Source organism: Pseudomonas sp. E1MeOHC2 (genome assembly GCF_058745025.1).
This window is the reverse complement of sequence record NZ_CP196675.1, coordinates 5,610,568-5,625,872: the sequence shown is the minus strand read 5'-3', so window position 1 is coordinate 5,625,872 and position 15,305 is coordinate 5,610,568. Positions and strand designations below refer to the sequence as shown.

Sequence of the window (15,305 nt, the reverse complement as noted above, 5' to 3'; positions counted from 1 at the left end):
TGGCAGCGCAACTGGACCTACGGCACTTGTCAGTTGCGGCTGTCTGTATGTATAACCAGTACCCACATTCACTGCCCGACTTCGCCTCGTGATCGCCCATTCCGTCGACGACCCGCTCTACTACCTGCACAACTTCCGCCAGGTGCTGCTCTGGGTCGAGCAGCGCTATGACGACCTGCTCGACGAACAGGAGCTGGCGTTCATCCAGGCGTTTGCGCAATTGGACGCGCGGGCGCAGGCCTTGATGGTGCGCATGGTCATGCGCAAGGGCGAGTTGTTTCGCAGTGACAAGCTTACGTATGCCGAGGTCGGTGATACCGCGCAGGCCTTGCAGCCGTTGCAGGCGCTGGGTTGGGTCCGGGAGCCTGCGCAACTGCAACTGGAGCAGCTGTTCGCCCTGCTGCGCAAGGACGAGCTTGCGCAGTGCTTCGCCGGGCAGTTGAGCCGGCCACGCGCCAGCAAACATGACCTGCTCGCGCAACTTCAACCCTTGGGGCTGACGGCCAGGCCGTTGGCGCAGTGGTTTCCCGGTAGCGACGTGCGCATTCTCCAGTGGTGCCTGCAACCGCTGTGTGACCGCATGCGCCTGTTGTTCTTCGGCAACCTGTACCAGGACTGGTCGGACTTCGTGCTCGCCGACCTTGGCTTGCTGCGCTACGAACACGTGCCTTTCAGCACCGATTCGCGGGCCCTGCGCCAGCGCGCCGAGGTCGACTTGGCCATGGCCTTGCACCAGTGCGCCGAGCGGTTGGAGCAGGGCGATGACCCGCTGTCGATCCTGGATGCCATGGCGGGGCTGCACAGTGACAACCCCTGGCTGGCCCGTCGCCATGCGCGCCTGCTGTTCGCCCTGGGCCAGCAATGCGAGCGCCAGGGCGACTGGGACCAGGCCATGGCCGTTTATAGCCAGTGCAGCCACGCCCAGGCGCGCATCCGCCAGGTGCGTGTACTGGAACGCAGCGAACAGTGGCCTCAGGCCCATGCGCTCGCGCTGCAACTGGCGGCGGCCCCGGCCAACGCGCTGGAGGTGCAGGCGCTCGAACGCATGTTGCCGCGCCTGGCGCGCAAGCTCGGTGGCCCGCCGCAACGGCGCCAGCGTGCCGAGCACGTGCAATTGATCGAGCTTGAACTGCCGCGCGAACAGGCTGCCCTGGGCGTGGAAGAGGCGGTGCGCCAGCACTTGGCCGAGGCCGGAGGGCAGGCCCATTACGTGGAAAACACGCTGTTCAACAGCCTGTTCGGTCTGTTGTGCTGGGAGGCGATTTTCGCACCGGTACCGGGCGCCTTTTTCAACCCGTTCCAGGCTGCGCCCCAGGACCTGCACGACAGCGACTTCCAGCAACGGCGCAGCGCACTGTTCGAGCGCTGCCTGGGGCGGCTCGACGATGGCAGCCACCGCCAGGCCATTCTCGACTGCTATGCCGCCAAGCAAGGCCTGCAGTCGCCGTTCGTGTTCTGGCCCATGCTTAGCGACACCTTGCTCGAACAGGCACTGGCCTGCTTGCCGCCCGCGCATCTGAAACAGTGCTTCCTGCGCCTGTTGCAGGACATCCGCAACAACCGCGCCGGGATGCCCGACCTGATCCAGTTCTGGCCCGAGCAGGGCGGCTACCGCATGGTCGAGGTAAAGGGGCCGGGCGACCGCCTGCAAGACAATCAGCTGCGCTGGCTGGAATTCTGCCGCGCGCAGGGTTTGCCCGTGGCGGTGTGCCATGTGCGTTGGAGCGAGGCGGCGTGAGCTACAGCGTGGCCGTGCGCGCCCTGTGCGAGTTCAGTGCCAAGGTCGGCGACCTGGACCTACGCTTTACCCCGTCGCCCACGGCCCAGGAAGGCATCGAGGGGCATCAGCGGGTGGTGGCCAAGCGCGCGGCTGGCTATGAGTCGGAAATTGCCCTCGAAGGCCAGTTCGAAAGCCTCAGGGTGCGTGGCCGCGCCGACGGCTACGACCCCACTTGCAATCGCCTGGAAGAGATCAAGACCTACCGTGGCGACCTCTCGCGCCAGCCCGCCAACCATCGTCAGTTGCACTGGGCGCAGGCCAAGGTCTACGCCTGGCTGATGTGCCAGACGCGGCAATTGCCCGCCATCGAGGTGGCCCTGGTGTACCTGGACGTGGACAGCGACGGCCAGACGCTGATCAGCGAGCGCCACAGTGCCGCCGAGCTGCAAGCCTTCTTTGCAACCCAGTGCCGCTGCTTTCTGCTCTGGGCCCAGCGTCAGCAAGGGCGTCTGGCCGAGCGTGACCGCACTTTGCAGGCGCTGGGGTTCCCCTATGCACAGTTTCGCCAGGGCCAGCGGCAGTTGGCCGAGACCGTGTACAAGGCCGTGAGCACCGGCCGCTGCCTGATGGCCCAGGCCAGTACCGGTATCGGCAAGACCTTGGGTACCTTGTTCCCGCTGCTCAAGGCGATGGTGCCGCAGCAGCTCGACCAAGTGTTCTTCCTGACGGCCAAGACGCCAGGCCGGGCGCTGGCCCTCGATGCCATGCGCCAGATCACCGATGCCACGCCGCAACCGGCCTTGCGCACCTTGGAGCTGATTGCCCGCGACAAAGCGTGCGAACACCCCGACAAGGCCTGCCATGGTGAGTCCTGCCCCTTGGCGCAAGGCTTCTACGACCGCCTGCCCGCCGCGCGCGAGGCGGCAGCGGGGCTGCCTTTGCTGGACCGCGCCAGCCTGCGCGAGGTGGCCTTGGCGCATCAGGTATGCCCCTATTACCTGGGCCAGGAAATGGCCCGCTGGGTGGACCTGGTGGTGGCCGATTACAACTATTACTTCGACGCCCATGCCTTGCTGTTCAGCCTGGCCCAGGCCAACCAATGGCGGGTGGCGGTACTGGTGGACGAAGCGCACAACCTGGTCGAGCGCGGTCGCGGCATGTACAGCGCCAGCCTCGATCAAGGCCAGTTGCTTGCCTTGCGCCAGCGCAAACCGCAGGGGCTGGTCAGTGCGCTGGACCGCCTCAATCGGCAGTGGAACGCGTTGTACAAAGAGCAGCGCGCGCCGTATCAGGCTAGCGAACAGTTGCCGGATGCCTTCATACGCGCCTTGCAGCAGTGCATCGGGCTGATCCAGGAACGTTTGAACCAGGCACCTGCCGAGGTGGATGCGCACGTGCTGCAGTTCTTCTACCAGGCGCTGCAGTTCAGCCGGGTGGCTGAGCTGTTCGACGAGCATTTCATGTTCGACATCAGCCAGCGCGAAGGCCTGCGCAAGCGGCGGCTGGCGACCCTGTGCCTGCGCAACGTCAACCCGGCGCGGCTGCTGGCGCCGCGCATGCAGGCGGCGCGCAGCGTGACGCTGTTTTCCGCCACGCTGAGCCCTCGGCATTTCTACAGTGACCTGCTCGGCATGCCGGCTGACACGGCCTGGCTGGAAGTGGCGGCGCCGTTTCGCGCCGAACAGCTTGAGGTGCGTATCGCTAGCCAGGTTTCCACCCGTTACCGAGAGCGCCAGGCCTCGCTGGCGCCGATCGTCGAGCTGATCGCCGAGCAGTATCAACGCATGCCCGGTAATTACCTGGCGTTCTTCAGCAGCTTTGAATACCTGCAACAGGTGGCCGGCTTGCTGGCTGAGCGGCATGGCCACATTCCCCTTTGGGCCCAGGCAGCTGGCATGGACGAAGCGGCGCGTCAGGCGTTTCTCGACCGTTTCGTGGCCCACGGCCGCGGGGTTGGCTTCGCGGTGCTGGGTGGCGCCTTCGGAGAAGGCGTGGATTTGCCCGGCACCCGTTTGATCGGAGCGTTTGTCGCTACCCTCGGGTTGCCCCAGGTCAACCCCGTCAACGAGCAGTTCAAGCAGCGCCTGGGGCGTCAGTTTGGCGCAGGTTTTGACTACGCCTACCTCTATCCGGGTGTGCGAAAGGTCATTCAGGCCGCAGGCCGGGTCATTCGTGGTGATCAAGACCAAGGCGTGCTGGTGCTGATCGACGAACGCTTCGCCGAACCGCGAGTGCAGCAGATGTTCCCCGGTTGGTGGCGGACGGCGCTGGATTAACCCGGCATCCCGTCCACCCTTGGCCGAAGCAGGATCGGCAGGTAATGCCAGAGAAACAGCAGCAGTGCCAGGCTCCAGCAGAGGACGGAAAGGCTGACCCCCAGTGGCGTGAACAGCGTCAACACGACGCGCGCCAACGCCGCCAGTTGCAGCAGTACAAAGGCCCCGACAACGCGGTTCGGCACCTTGAGCGGCCGGCCAGTGTGCCCGAGGCTGACCCGCGCCATCATCGCCACGATCAAACCGGTCATGGCGCCGATGGTCAAGGCATGGGTCACCAGGCTCAAATTGACAGCTACCCCGGCATGCCACAGTGCCATGCCCAGGCAAGCCGCTGCCATCCAGGCGTAGGCCAGGTGCAGCGACCACAGCAGTGGTACGCGCCACAGCCCTCGGTCATGCCAGAGCACGAGGCGGGTAGCGTGCAGGGCGAACAGGCCGGCGAACAGCATGCCGAGGCCGGCATGTGGTGTGTCGGCGGCCCCAGTGGCAAAGGCCAGGGGTACCGCCACGCTCAATAGCAGGCAAGCGCGATCCAGCCACGGACGGGCAGGGGTGGGGCTGGTGTGGCCCAGCCCTCGAAGCGTGAAGAAGGGAATGACCCGTCCCCCGAGCATGGTCATCATCGCCGCCACCAGCCATAACCCGGCAAACACCCCTCGGCGTTGCCACAGCTCGTCCTGACGCAGCCAGCCTGCCAGCGTCAGCCATTGGCAGGCGGCAATCAGCAAGACCAGGCCGATGATGGGGTAATTGTTGCGCAAGCGGCGTTGCACGATCGGGCGGGCCAGGGCCAAGCCCACCAGGGGCAGGAAGCTGCCCTGGACCAGCACCAGCACACTGCCTGGCAGTGGCAGGAACCAACTCGCCCGGCCCAGCAGCCAGAGCAGGAACACGCCCTGCAACGCTCGCCCACTCACGCCGGGGATGCCGCTCCAGTTCTGTACGGCGGTCAGCAGAAAGCCTGCGACGATGGCGGCGGCAAAGCCGTACAGCATTTCATGCCGGTGCCAGGCAAGCATGCCGCCGGGCGGGCTTGGGGCCAGCACACCGGCCAGTACGCCGGCCCACAGCAGCAAGGCGACCAGCGCAAACAATGTGCCGCCCAGGAAGAATGGGCGAAAACCCAGGCCCCAGACGGCCTGGCGCGGGCGAGCATCGATCGGTTGCACGAGCATGGGCGGTCCTTCTTTCGTTCAGTGGGCTTCAATTGGGGTAAGATCACGATTCGTGCCATCTTCAAACCCCTTGAATATCAAGGTGATGGCACTGCGCCTAGTCCGAATGACCTCGCTTTGCTGTTGTCATTTGCACTTGTTTGTATGTCGTATTGACTCGCTTTGCGCTTTGCCTGTCCCCGTACCGGTCCAAGCGTCGTTACAGGATTCACGTTGTGACCGATCTCTCAAAAAATCCCCTGCTGCAGTACATGGCCCGTCTGGCCCCCTCCAGCCAGCAAACCATGCGCTACATCCTTCAGGACGCCGCCGACCGGCTGGGCTTTGCCGACTGCAATATCGTCGATGTGCCTTGGCACCGGCTCGACCCCGGCCACGTGATCGCCCTGGTCGCAGCGCTGCGCGAAGACGGCTATGCCCCCAACAGCTCATCGCTGTACGTCAATGCCATCCGTGGGGTGATGAACGAGGCGTGGCGCCAGGGCCTGATCGACCACGAGCAGTTGCTGAGAATTCGCGAGGTCAAGCCGGCCACCGGCAGCCGCCTGCCTCCGGGGCGCAACCTGCGGCGCAGCCTGATCCGCGAGTTGATGGATGTGTGCGCCGCCGACCCCCGGCCGCAAGGCGTTCGCGACGCGGCGATTATTGCCTTGCTGTATGGCACCGGTATGCGCAAGTCGGAGTCGGTCGACATCGACCTGGACCAGGTGGACTTCGAAGCCCGCAGCCTGCAGGTGTTGGGCAAGGGCAACCGGCAACTGATCAAGTACGCGCCGCCGTGGGCGTTCGAGAAGCTGCAGGCGTGGCTGGACCTGCGCCGCGAGGATTTGCCGGAGGGGGCATCCGACGATGCGTTTCTGTTCAACCGTATTCGCCGCGGCAACCACATCACCCGCGCACGCATCACCAAACATGCGATCTACTACATTGCCCGACAGCGCGGTGCTCAGGTGGGCGTGAAGATCATGCCCCATGATTTTCGCCGCGCGTTCATCACCCGGGTTATCGAAGAGCACGACCTGTCGATTGCCCAGAAGCTTGCGCACCACGCCAATATCCAGACCACCGCCAGTTACGACCGCCGGGATGACAACGAGCGGCGGCGGGCGGTAGACCGCTTCGATTATTGAAACTGGCTTTTGACCCGGCACCGAAACAGGGCCTTCGCGCGCCCTCGCTTTGTGCGCCATAGCCCCGTGTGCCTGATGCCAGAGCGGCTGCGCTGACGATTTCATCTTCGTTCACCAGCGTAGTTGGCCCGCAACCTGCTTTGTCCAGCCTGCGAATTTGATCGAGTGGTCAGGCTGGCAGCCCTTGAGCGCCGCCTGCCTGACCCTCTAAACGGCCAGCAGGCCACGGATATCAGGGGCCGCAGGATGTCGCTCGCGGAGCAGATCGAACAACAACAAGACGATGCAGGCTGGAGTGCCCACCTGCAGTTGCGTTTTATCCAACGCGACCGTGTGACCCGCCTTGGTGCGCGGCGGCATTTCGGACCTCTTTTGGTGCAGCGCCCTTTCTATCCTGAGGGCGCGCCGTGCCATGTCTATGTGCTGCATCCGCCCGGTGGCATCGTCGCGGGTGACCGGCTGGAGCTCGACATCCACCTTGAACCTGGCAGCCATGCGTTGCTGACCATGCCCGGCGCCAGCAAGTTCTACCGCAGCATTGGCCCGACCGCGCGGCTGGCCCAACGCTTTCACCTCGCCGCCGACAGCACCCTGGAATGGCTGCCCCAGGACAGCATTTTTTTCGCAGGTGCCCGCGCCAGCCTCGACAGCCGTTTCACCCTGGCGCCGGGCGCCCGCTTGCTGGCCTGGGAAACCCTGTGCCTGGGGCGTCCGGTCATGAACGAGCGTTTCGATCAGGGTGCCCTCGACAGCCGCTTGCACATCGAACTGCCCGACGACCCCGGCCTGTACGAGCGCCTGCGCATCGAAGGCGGGCAATTGGCCAAGCTCGCCGGGCACCCGCTGGTGGCCACCTTCTGCGCCACACCTGCCGACGCGGCGTTGCTGGATGACATCCGGGGGTTGCTCGATGAGCTGGACAACCCCGCCGGCGCGACCCTGATCGGGTCGCTGCTGGTGATCCGTCTGCTCGACCACGACAACCAACACCTGCAACACACCTTGCAACGCCTCTGGCATGTACTGCGCCCGGCCGTCCTCGGCCTGCCTGCATGCCCGCCGCGTATCTGGGCTACCTGAGAGAAGCGCCATGGAGCTGACCCCGAGAGAGAAAGACAAACTGCTGCTGTTCACCACCGCGCTACTGGCGGAGCGGCGACTGGCCCGCGGGCTGCAACTCAACTACCCGGAAGCGGTAGCGTTGATCAGTGCCGCAGTGCTGGAAGGCGCCCGCGATGGCCGCACGGTGGCCGAGCTGATGAGCCTGGGCCGTGAAGTGCTAAGCCGCGAGCAGGTCATGCCGGGCATCGCCGAAATGATCCCCGACGTGCAAGTCGAGGCGACCTTCCCGGATGGCACCAAGCTGGTGACCGTGCATGACCCCATCGTCTGAAACCGGCCAGGAGCCCCGCATGATCCCAGGTGAAATCCAGGTCGCCGCCGGCGACATCGAACTCAACAGCGGCCGCACGACGGTGAGCGTCAGCGTGGCCAACCACGGCGACCGTCCGGTTCAGGTCGGCTCGCACTATCACTTCTACGAAGTCAACGACGCACTGGTGTTCGACCGTGCGCCCACCTTGGGCTATCGGCTGGACATTCCGGCCGGCACCGCCGTGCGCTTCGAACCGGGCCAGGCACGCACCGTGCAACTGGTGGCCTATGCCGGCAAGCGCGAAGTCTATGGCTTCCAGGGCAAGGTGATGGGCGCATTGGAGGGCAGGGCATGAGCCGTATTTCCCGCCAGGCCTATGCCGACATGTTCGGCCCTACCGTTGGTGACCGCGTGCGCCTGGCCGATACCGCGCTGTGGGTGGCGGTCGAGAAGGACTTCACGGTGTATGGCGAAGAGGTCAAGTTCGGCGGCGGCAAGGTCATCCGTGACGGCATGGGGCAGGGCCAGATGCTGGCGGCCGAGGCCATGGACCTGGTACTGACCAATGCGTTGATCATCGATCACTGGGGTATCGTCAAGGCAGACATCGGCGTCAAGCACGGGCGTATTGCCGCGATTGGCAAGGCCGGTAACCCCGACGTGCAGCCTGGCGTCACGGTGCCGGTCGGCCCTGGCACCGAAGTGATCGCCGCAGAAGGCAAGATCGTCACCGCCGGCGGTATCGACTCGCACATCCATTTCATCTGCCCGCAACAGGTGGAAGAAGCGCTCACCAGCGGCGTCACCACGTTCATTGGCGGCGGCACGGGGCCGGCCACCGGCACCAACGCCACCACCTGCACGCCTGGGCCATGGTACCTGGCGCGCATGCTCCAGGCCGCCGACAGCCTGCCGATCAACATCGGCCTGCTGGGCAAGGGTAATGCTTCACGCCCCGAGGCCTTGCGCGAGCAGATCACGGCGGGTGCCGTGGGCCTGAAACTGCACGAGGACTGGGGCTCGACCCCGGCGGCCATCGACTGCTGCCTGGGCGTGGCCGAGGAAATGGACATCCAGGTGGCCATCCACACCGACACCCTCAATGAGTCCGGTTGCATCGAAGACACCCTGGCAGCCATCGGCGACCGCACCATCCATACCTTCCATACCGAGGGGGCGGGCGGTGGCCATGCGCCGGACATCATCCGCGCCGCAGGGCAGGCCAACGTGCTGCCGTCCTCGACCAACCCGACCTTGCCGTACACCGTCAACACGGTCGACGAGCACCTGGACATGCTCATGGTCTGCCACCACCTGGACCCGAGCATCGCCGAGGACGTGGCGTTTGCCGAGTCGCGCATCCGCCGCGAAACCATCGCGGCCGAAGACATCCTCCACGACATGGGCGCCTTCGCCATGACCTCGTCCGACTCGCAGGCCATGGGCCGGGTCGGAGAGGTGGTGCTGCGTACCTGGCAGGTCGCCCACCAGATGAAACTGCGCCGTGGGCCACTGGCGCCGGACAACAGCTACAGCGACAACTTCCGGGTCAAGCGCTACATCGCCAAATACACCCTCAACCCGGCGCTGACCCACGGTATCGCCCACGAAGTGGGCTCGGTCGAGGTGAGTAAGCTGGCCGACCTCGTGCTTTGGGCACCGGCCTTCTTTGCGGTCAAGCCCGCGCTGGTGATCAAGGGCGGGATGATCGTCACCGCACCCATGGGCGATATCAACGGCTCGATCCCCACGCCACAACCGGTGCACTACCGGCCGATGTTCGGCGCCCTGGGTGCAGCGCGGCATGCCACGCGGATGACCTTCCTGCCCCAGGCCGCCATGGACCGCGGCCTGGCCGAGCAACTGAACCTGCGCAGCTTGATCGGCGTGGCCCATGGCTGTCGGCGAGTGCGCAAAGCCGACATGGTCCACAACACCTTGCAGCCTGTCATCGAGGTGGATGCGCAGACCTACCAGGTACGTGCCGATGGCGAGCTGCTGGTGTGCGAACCGGCCCGCGAACTGCCGCTGGCCCAGCGTTACTTCCTGTTCTGAAGGAGCACAGATGATAGTCCTGACTCGCCGGGTTACCGAACCCGGCTCGTGTGCCGAAACCGGCACCGTCACCCTGGCTGTGGACAGCCGCATCAAGAGCCGTTTGCGGGTAACCCTCGACGATGGCCGCGACGCCGGCCTGATGCTCGCACGTGGCCACCTGCTGCGTGGCGGTGAACTGCTGGCCGATGCCGATGGCGGCCAGGTCATCCGTGTAGTGGCCGCGCCCGAGACGGTCTCGACGGTGCGCTGCGCTGACCCGCACTTGCTCGCGCGGGCGGCCTACCACCTGGGCAATCGCCATGTGCCGCTGCAGATCGAGCCCGGCCTGTTGCGCTACCAGCATGACTACGTGCTTGACGACATGCTGCGTGGCCTGGGCCTGACGGTGGACACCGAACAGGCACCGTTCGAGCCCGAGGCGGGCGCCTACCAGAGCGCGCCGCATAGCCACAGCCATGGCCACGACCACCCGTTCGTGCGCCTGCCTGCCCATTCCTGAACTGCCTTGGAGCAACCGATGAAAAAGACTTTCGCCCTGTTTCTGCTGATGCTGGCCCTGCCGGCCTTCGCCCACCCTGGCCACGATAACAACCCCTTGCAGGACGGCCTGTTGCACCCGCTGACCGGCCTTGATCACCTGCTGATGCTGCTGGGTACCGGCGTGCTCGCTGCGCTGACCCGACGTAACCTGACATTGCCCTTGGCGACCCTGGCGGCGATGTTTGCCGGCGCCGTGTGCGGCCATCTGTTTGGCGATGTGCTGGGCATGGAGACGATGATCGCCGTGTCGTTGCTGGTGGCTGCCGCAGGCATATTGCTGCCCAGCCGTCAGTTGATGCTGGCACTGGCGATGCCGGTGTTCGCCCTGTTCCACGGTTGGGCGCATGGCGTAGAGGCCACGCCTAGCGCGTTCTGGCAGTTTAGTGCGGGCTTTGTAACCGTCAGTGGCCTGCTGCTGCTGGCCGGGTTCGCGGTGGGTTGCCTGCTGCGCCGTCACAGCGGCTTGCAAAAGGCCTTTGGTGGTGGCCTGTTGGCCGGCGCCGCACTGGTACTGGCCGGTTGATGGACAGCGACCTGGCGCTGCTGCGCCTGCTGCAATTGGCCAGCCCCGGGTTGCCCGTAGGTGGGTTCACCTACTCGCAAGGCCTCGAGTGGGCGGTCGAAGCGGGCTGGGTACGGGATATCGCTAGCTTTAGCGCCTGGCAGCGCGAGCAGTTGCACGACACCCTGGGCGGGGTCGATTGGCCGGTGCTGGCGCGCCTGTATCGTGCCTGCCAGGCGGCAGATGCTGAAGCCTTCAGCCATTGGAGCCGCTTTCTGCTGGCCAACCGCGAAACCGCCGAGTTGCGCCTGGAAGAACAACAGCGTGGCGCGGCGCTGGCACGTCTGCTCGATGGCTGGCAGCTGGGGCAGGACCCCGCCTGGCGTGCCAGCCTCGAACTTAGCCAGTTGGGCGGCATGGCCTGGCTCGGCACCTACTGGTCGATCCCGTTGCGTCAGCTGGCGCTGGGCCTTGGTTTTGCCTGGCTTGAGGGTGCGGTCATGGCCGGGGTCAAGCTGGTGCCGTTCGGCCAGCAGGCGGCGCAAACCTTGCTGCGTGACCTTGGCCAGGCGCTGCCCGCCGTACTTGACCACGCACTGGCCCTGGGCGACGACCAACTTGGTGGTGGCCTGCCCTTGCTGGCCATCGCGTCATCGCGTCATGAAACCCAATACACCCGTTTGTTCCGATCTTGAGGACTGCCTTCATGCAAAGCTATCAACAACCCCTGCGCGTCGGTGTCGGCGGCCCGGTGGGCTCTGGCAAGACCGCGCTGCTCGAAGCCCTGTGCAAGGCCATGCGCGACCACTACCAGATCGCTGTGGTGACCAACGATATCTACACCAAGGAAGACCAGCGCATCCTCACCGAAGCGGGCGCCCTTGAGCCCGAGCGCATTGTCGGCGTCGAGACCGGTGGCTGCCCGCACACGGCGATCCGCGAAGATGCCTCGATGAACCTGGCGGCGGTAGAAGCCCTGGCGCGTAAGTTTGGCAACCTTGAAGTGATTTTCGTCGAGAGCGGTGGCGACAACCTCAGTGCCACCTTCAGCCCGGAGCTGGCCGACCTGACCATCTACGTTATCGATGTCGCCGAGGGTGAAAAGATCCCGCGCAAGGGCGGGCCCGGCATTACCAAGTCCGACTTCCTGGTGATCAACAAGACCGACCTGGCACCTTATGTCGGCGCGTCGCTGGAGGTGATGGAACGCGATACCCAGCGCATGCGCCCACAGCGGCCCTGGACGTTCAGCAACCTGAAGAAGGGCGAAGGGCTGCAGGCGGTGATCGATTTTATCGTCGAACGCGGGATGCTTGGCGTACGGGGTTAAAAAAAACTGGGGCTGCATAGAGCAGCCCCAAGGCAGGCAAAACCTTCTCAGTCATGGCAGCAATGCGCTTTACCGGGCTGCCCTTCATAACGGTCATGGTGCCGTACCCAGTCCATGGTTCCGGCTTCGTTACGCCCCAAGGGCGCAATGTCGAGGAAGTTGTAGGTATTGACCAGGATGTCCAGCCCCCGGGCATAGGTCGAGTAGGTGTGGAACACGCTGCCGTCTTCGTCCCGATAGAACGCACTCAGCCCAGGCAGCTCGCTTTCGTTGCCCTCATAGGGTTCATAGTTGTACTGCCGAAGGCCCTCGGTGCCCACGCTGACGCCAAAGTCTTCGTTGAACCCACTGCCTGCGGACGAGTACCACGGGAACTGCCAACCCATGCGTTGGCGAAACGCCTGGAACTCGGCGTACGGCGCCCGTGATACCGCCACCAGTGACACGTCGTGGTGTGCCAGGTGCAGGTTCGCGCCGTCAAAATGGTCGGCCAGGAACGAACAGCCCGGGCACCCTTCGCTCCAACCTTCGGCAAACATGAAGTGGTAGAGCAGCAGCTGGCTGCGCCCGGCAAACAGCTGGGCCAGGCTCAGCGTGCCCTCCGGCCCTTGGAAGCGATAAGGGTGTTCAACCTTGACCCAGGGCAGGGCACGACGGGCTGCGGCCAGTTCGTCGCGTTGATGGGTAAAGGCTTTTTCATGCAGCCACAGTTGCCGGCGTGCGGCCAGCCACTGGCTGCGGGGTACCACCTCATGCCTGTTTTCACGCGTGCTCATGGTGCTGACTCCACCTAAGGGATTCAGCACTAGTCGAGCAGGGCTCGGCCGGATCGACAGGCAGCGATGGCCGAGCGATGAACGGTGGGCTTGCCGTCAGCCCGAATGAGCAATATGCCCTTCGGCCAACTCATCCGACGCTTCGTTATCCCCTGGCAACGCGGTAATCACACTGAAGTCACTGACCTCGACCGCACCGCCGCCGTACCCCAGCAAATGGAAGGAAAACGCCTTGCGCTCGGTCGGGTTATCGAAGCCGAACTCCATCTCCAGCGGTTGGTCCGCAGTCACCCGGATCTCTTCAGGCAGCCCCAGCGGTACGTCCTGCTCTAGTTGCTTGGCCTTGAGCTTGATATAGGCCGCGCGCCGGGGATCCAGTGAACGCACCTTGACCCGTACCCGGGTATGCGAACCCTCGGGCATTTCCAGGTACTGTGCGCCGATCAGGTTGTCGGCCCAGTCATCGTGAATGCGCTTGCGCAGTTGTATCGGCGAAGGGCCGCCGAACTGGTAGCGCAGGTTCAGCGGCGTCTGCAACAGCGACTGGTCGAGTACACCGGCGAGGCTGACGATTTGCTGGCCGAGCATGTTTGCACCGGGGCCGAGGTAGCGTGCCTGGTCGGCGATGAACCCCTCGCTGGCATAACGCCGGCAGCGTTGCTGGAAATCGCATTCGGTGAACACCCCCTGGCCGTCGTGGTAGCGCAGCATACCGTTGGTGTACGAGATCATCTCGCGGCCACTGTCGTAATCGCGGTACAGCGAGCGACCGCCGAGCGCGACCGGGATCGGCAAGGCGAAGTAGTCGAGCAGGGAGGTGGTCAGGTCGATATGGCCATAGGTGCCACGCTTGATGTGCGGCAGTTGCGCCTGCTCCGGCGCCAGGGTGAGGTTGAAGCCCCAGGAAGACGCCAGGCGTACACCGTCGATGCCATGGGACTCATCGGAGGTTACCACCACCAGGGTGTCCTTGAGCACACCCTGGCGTTCGAGGTTGTCCAGAAACGCGCCGATGGCGTCGTCCAGGTAGGCTACCGCCGCCTGCTTGGGTGTGTCATAGCGCTCAAGGTACTCCGCCGGTGCCGAATAGGGCTGGTGGGTGCCCACGGTGAGCAGGGTCAGCATCCAGGGTTTGTCCTGTTTGCGAAGCTGCCCGACATAATCCAGGGCACCTTCGAAGAAGGCGCGGTCGTCCTTGCCCCACGGGAAGTCCAGGTAGTTCTTGTTGCGGAACCATTCCAGGCCATGCACCGAGTCGAAACCGATGTGCGGCATGATGCGGTCCTTGGCCATGAAGCGCAGGCCGGCACCTTGCAGGTAGTGGGTGGTGAAACCGGCCTGGCGCAACTGCGCCGGCAGGCAGGCCTGGTTGCGTTCGTTCTGGGTCAGCAGTTCGACGCCCTTGGGGGTGCCGTTGGCCAGCTTGTCGTAGTCGCCGCAGAGCATCGCGTACAGCCCACGGATGGTCTGGTGGGTATGCAGCACGTAGTCCGGGGTGTTCATGCCACGTTCGGCCCAATGGCTGAGCTTTGGCATCAGGTCTTCGTCGAAACGGCTGTGCAGTGCCTGGCGGTTGGGGCGAATGTAGGCGCCTGGGATGCCTTCGACGGTGATGACCAACAGGTTACGGGCGCTGCCCGGTGCCTTGAGCAGCTTCTGGCCGTGCAGGTCGGATTGCGTCAGGCCGCTGCTGGACAGCGGCGGTATCACTTGCTCCTGGCCCGACCAGCCCTGCACCTGGCGTTGCAGGTTGCCGACACCGGCAGACAGCAGCTGATGGGAGAGGTTGTATTGTCGCCACTGGTCGGCGTCGGAGGGCGCCAGGTGCTGGCTGCCCCAGTGCACGCCAAACAGCAGCAGCGGGATCGCCCAGGCCTTGCGCGGCAGGGCAGAGGCAGGTTGGCCGCGGCTGCGCCAGACACTGAGCAACCAGGCCAGCAGGCCAACCGCCAGGGCACCGGGCAACCAGCCGTGGGCCAGGCCGCCGCCGGTCGAATTCTCCATGAATTGTGGGTCGGCGAGGTAGCCGAGGTCGGCACTGGTGGGCAACCTGCCCACCGCGCTCACCAGCTCGGCCGAGGCCACCCAGAGTGCGGCCCAGGCCAGCAAGACCGGTAAAGCCAGCCACCACGGCCGGCGGTGCAGCAGCAAGACCAGCAGGCTGCCGAGGGCGAGGTCGGACAGATAACCGAGCGGGTTGGACCAACCCAGCATGGCGCGCGTACCCAGTGGGATCACCAGCACCAAGCCCGCCAAAGCGGCGAGCCGGGTACGTGGGTGGTCGAACAGGTTCTTCACAGAAAACTTCCCTTTTGCCATTAAATCGTCATGCATCTGTGCGCAATGATAACAGGCTGAGGCGGGGAACGCGGTCGGCTACAAGGCTGGTAACCAAAAGCCGGGCTTGCTTGCGCAAGCCC

General features: G+C 64.8%; 14 protein-coding genes. 11 read left to right on the top strand and 3 right to left on the bottom strand.

Going from position 1 to position 15,305, the window contains the following annotated elements; translation table 11 throughout:
- Window positions 1-88: 88 nt before the first annotated feature.
- Entirely contained in the window at window positions 89-1,738 is a 1,650-nt protein-coding gene (locus ACSSU5_RS25615; protein ID WP_264313043.1) for a VRR-NUC domain-containing protein, read from the top strand.
- Window positions 1,735-3,996 carry an ATP-dependent DNA helicase gene (locus ACSSU5_RS25610; RefSeq protein ID WP_492560196.1) on the top strand — a complete coding sequence of 754 codons (2,262 nt, stop codon included), beginning with the start codon at window positions 1,735-1,737 and terminating at the stop codon, window positions 3,994-3,996. Before ACSSU5_RS25615 ends, ACSSU5_RS25610 begins: the two co-directional genes overlap by 4 nt.
- Here ACSSU5_RS25610 and ACSSU5_RS25605 read toward each other — a convergent pair.
- Window positions 3,993-5,174, bottom strand: a complete 1,182-nt coding sequence (locus ACSSU5_RS25605; RefSeq protein ID WP_492560195.1) for an NnrS family protein — start codon at window positions 5,172-5,174, stop codon at window positions 3,993-3,995. The genes ACSSU5_RS25610 and ACSSU5_RS25605 overlap by 4 nt on opposite strands.
- A 215-nt stretch (window positions 5,175-5,389) precedes the next feature.
- On the opposite strand from ACSSU5_RS25605, the gene ACSSU5_RS25600 reads away from it, so the two are divergent.
- The 9 genes from ACSSU5_RS25600 (at window position 5,390) to ureG (ending at window position 12,109) form a co-directional block, all read left to right on the top strand.
- On the top strand, window positions 5,390-6,304 hold the full coding sequence (locus ACSSU5_RS25600) for a site-specific integrase (RefSeq protein ID WP_264313046.1): 915 nt from the start codon (window positions 5,390-5,392) through the stop codon (window positions 6,302-6,304).
- Window positions 6,305-6,550: 246 nt separating this feature from the next.
- Window positions 6,551-7,384 carry an urease accessory protein UreD gene (locus tag ACSSU5_RS25595; RefSeq protein ID WP_264313047.1) on the top strand — a complete coding sequence of 278 codons (834 nt, stop codon included), beginning with the start codon at window positions 6,551-6,553 and terminating at the stop codon, window positions 7,382-7,384.
- A gap of 10 nt (window positions 7,385-7,394) precedes the next feature.
- Complete coding sequence (locus tag ACSSU5_RS25590; RefSeq protein ID WP_492560194.1) at window positions 7,395-7,697, top strand: urease subunit gamma; 303 nt, start codon at window positions 7,395-7,397, stop codon at window positions 7,695-7,697.
- Window positions 7,698-7,716: 19 nt separating this feature from the next.
- Complete coding sequence (locus ACSSU5_RS25585) at window positions 7,717-8,034, top strand: urease subunit beta (RefSeq protein ID WP_264313918.1); 318 nt, start codon at window positions 7,717-7,719, stop codon at window positions 8,032-8,034.
- Window positions 8,031-9,734 (top strand): urease subunit alpha, encoded by a 1,704-nt coding sequence (ureC, locus tag ACSSU5_RS25580; protein WP_492560193.1) that lies wholly within the window; start codon window positions 8,031-8,033, stop codon window positions 9,732-9,734. The genes ACSSU5_RS25585 and ureC overlap by 4 nt, the downstream gene beginning before the upstream one ends.
- 10 nt (window positions 9,735-9,744) lie before the next feature.
- Window positions 9,745-10,236, top strand: a complete 492-nt coding sequence (ureE, locus tag ACSSU5_RS25575; RefSeq protein ID WP_492560192.1) for an urease accessory protein UreE — start codon at window positions 9,745-9,747, stop codon at window positions 10,234-10,236.
- Window positions 10,237-10,254: 18 nt separating this feature from the next.
- Window positions 10,255-10,800, top strand: a complete 546-nt coding sequence (locus ACSSU5_RS25570; protein WP_492560191.1) for a HupE/UreJ family protein — start codon at window positions 10,255-10,257, stop codon at window positions 10,798-10,800.
- Window positions 10,800-11,474 (top strand): urease accessory protein UreF, encoded by a 675-nt coding sequence (locus ACSSU5_RS25565; protein WP_264313052.1) that lies wholly within the window; start codon window positions 10,800-10,802, stop codon window positions 11,472-11,474. The genes ACSSU5_RS25570 and ACSSU5_RS25565 overlap by 1 nt, the downstream gene beginning before the upstream one ends.
- 11 nt (window positions 11,475-11,485) lie before the next feature.
- Entirely contained in the window at window positions 11,486-12,109 is a 624-nt protein-coding gene (ureG, locus tag ACSSU5_RS25560) for an urease accessory protein UreG (protein ID WP_010953755.1), read from the top strand.
- Window positions 12,110-12,156: 47 nt separating this feature from the next.
- On the opposite strand, the gene ACSSU5_RS25555 is transcribed toward ureG, so the two are convergent.
- Both ACSSU5_RS25555 and ACSSU5_RS25550 read right to left on the bottom strand, forming a co-directional pair.
- Window positions 12,157-12,885, bottom strand: coding sequence for a DUF899 domain-containing protein (locus tag ACSSU5_RS25555; RefSeq protein ID WP_492560190.1), 729 nt, complete (start codon window positions 12,883-12,885; stop codon window positions 12,157-12,159).
- A 96-nt stretch (window positions 12,886-12,981) separates the two neighbouring features.
- Window positions 12,982-15,183 (bottom strand): LTA synthase family protein, encoded by a 2,202-nt coding sequence (locus tag ACSSU5_RS25550; protein ID WP_492560189.1) that lies wholly within the window; start codon window positions 15,181-15,183, stop codon window positions 12,982-12,984.
- Between the last annotated feature and the right edge of the window lie 122 nt (window positions 15,184-15,305).

Excerpts from the sequence above, each read along its gene's own strand:
- ACSSU5_RS25605 (WP_492560195.1), bottom strand. The coding sequence starts at position 5,174 with ATGCTCGTGCAACCGATCGATGCTCGCCCGCGCCAGGCCGTCTGGGGC.
- ACSSU5_RS25595 (WP_264313047.1), top strand. The coding sequence starts at position 6,551 with ATGTCGCTCGCGGAGCAGATCGAACAACAACAAGACGATGCAGGCTGG.
- ACSSU5_RS25590 (WP_492560194.1), top strand. The coding sequence starts at position 7,395 with ATGGAGCTGACCCCGAGAGAGAAAGACAAACTGCTGCTGTTCACCACC.
- ACSSU5_RS25585 (WP_264313918.1), top strand. The coding sequence starts at position 7,717 with ATGATCCCAGGTGAAATCCAGGTCGCCGCCGGCGACATCGAACTCAAC.
- ureC (WP_492560193.1), top strand. The coding sequence starts at position 8,031 with ATGAGCCGTATTTCCCGCCAGGCCTATGCCGACATGTTCGGCCCTACC.
- ureE (WP_492560192.1), top strand. The coding sequence starts at position 9,745 with ATGATAGTCCTGACTCGCCGGGTTACCGAACCCGGCTCGTGTGCCGAA.
- ACSSU5_RS25570 (WP_492560191.1), top strand. The coding sequence starts at position 10,255 with ATGAAAAAGACTTTCGCCCTGTTTCTGCTGATGCTGGCCCTGCCGGCC.
- ACSSU5_RS25565 (WP_264313052.1), top strand. The coding sequence starts at position 10,800 with ATGGACAGCGACCTGGCGCTGCTGCGCCTGCTGCAATTGGCCAGCCCC.
- ureG (WP_010953755.1), top strand. The coding sequence starts at position 11,486 with ATGCAAAGCTATCAACAACCCCTGCGCGTCGGTGTCGGCGGCCCGGTG.
- ACSSU5_RS25555 (WP_492560190.1), bottom strand. The coding sequence starts at position 12,885 with ATGAGCACGCGTGAAAACAGGCATGAGGTGGTACCCCGCAGCCAGTGG.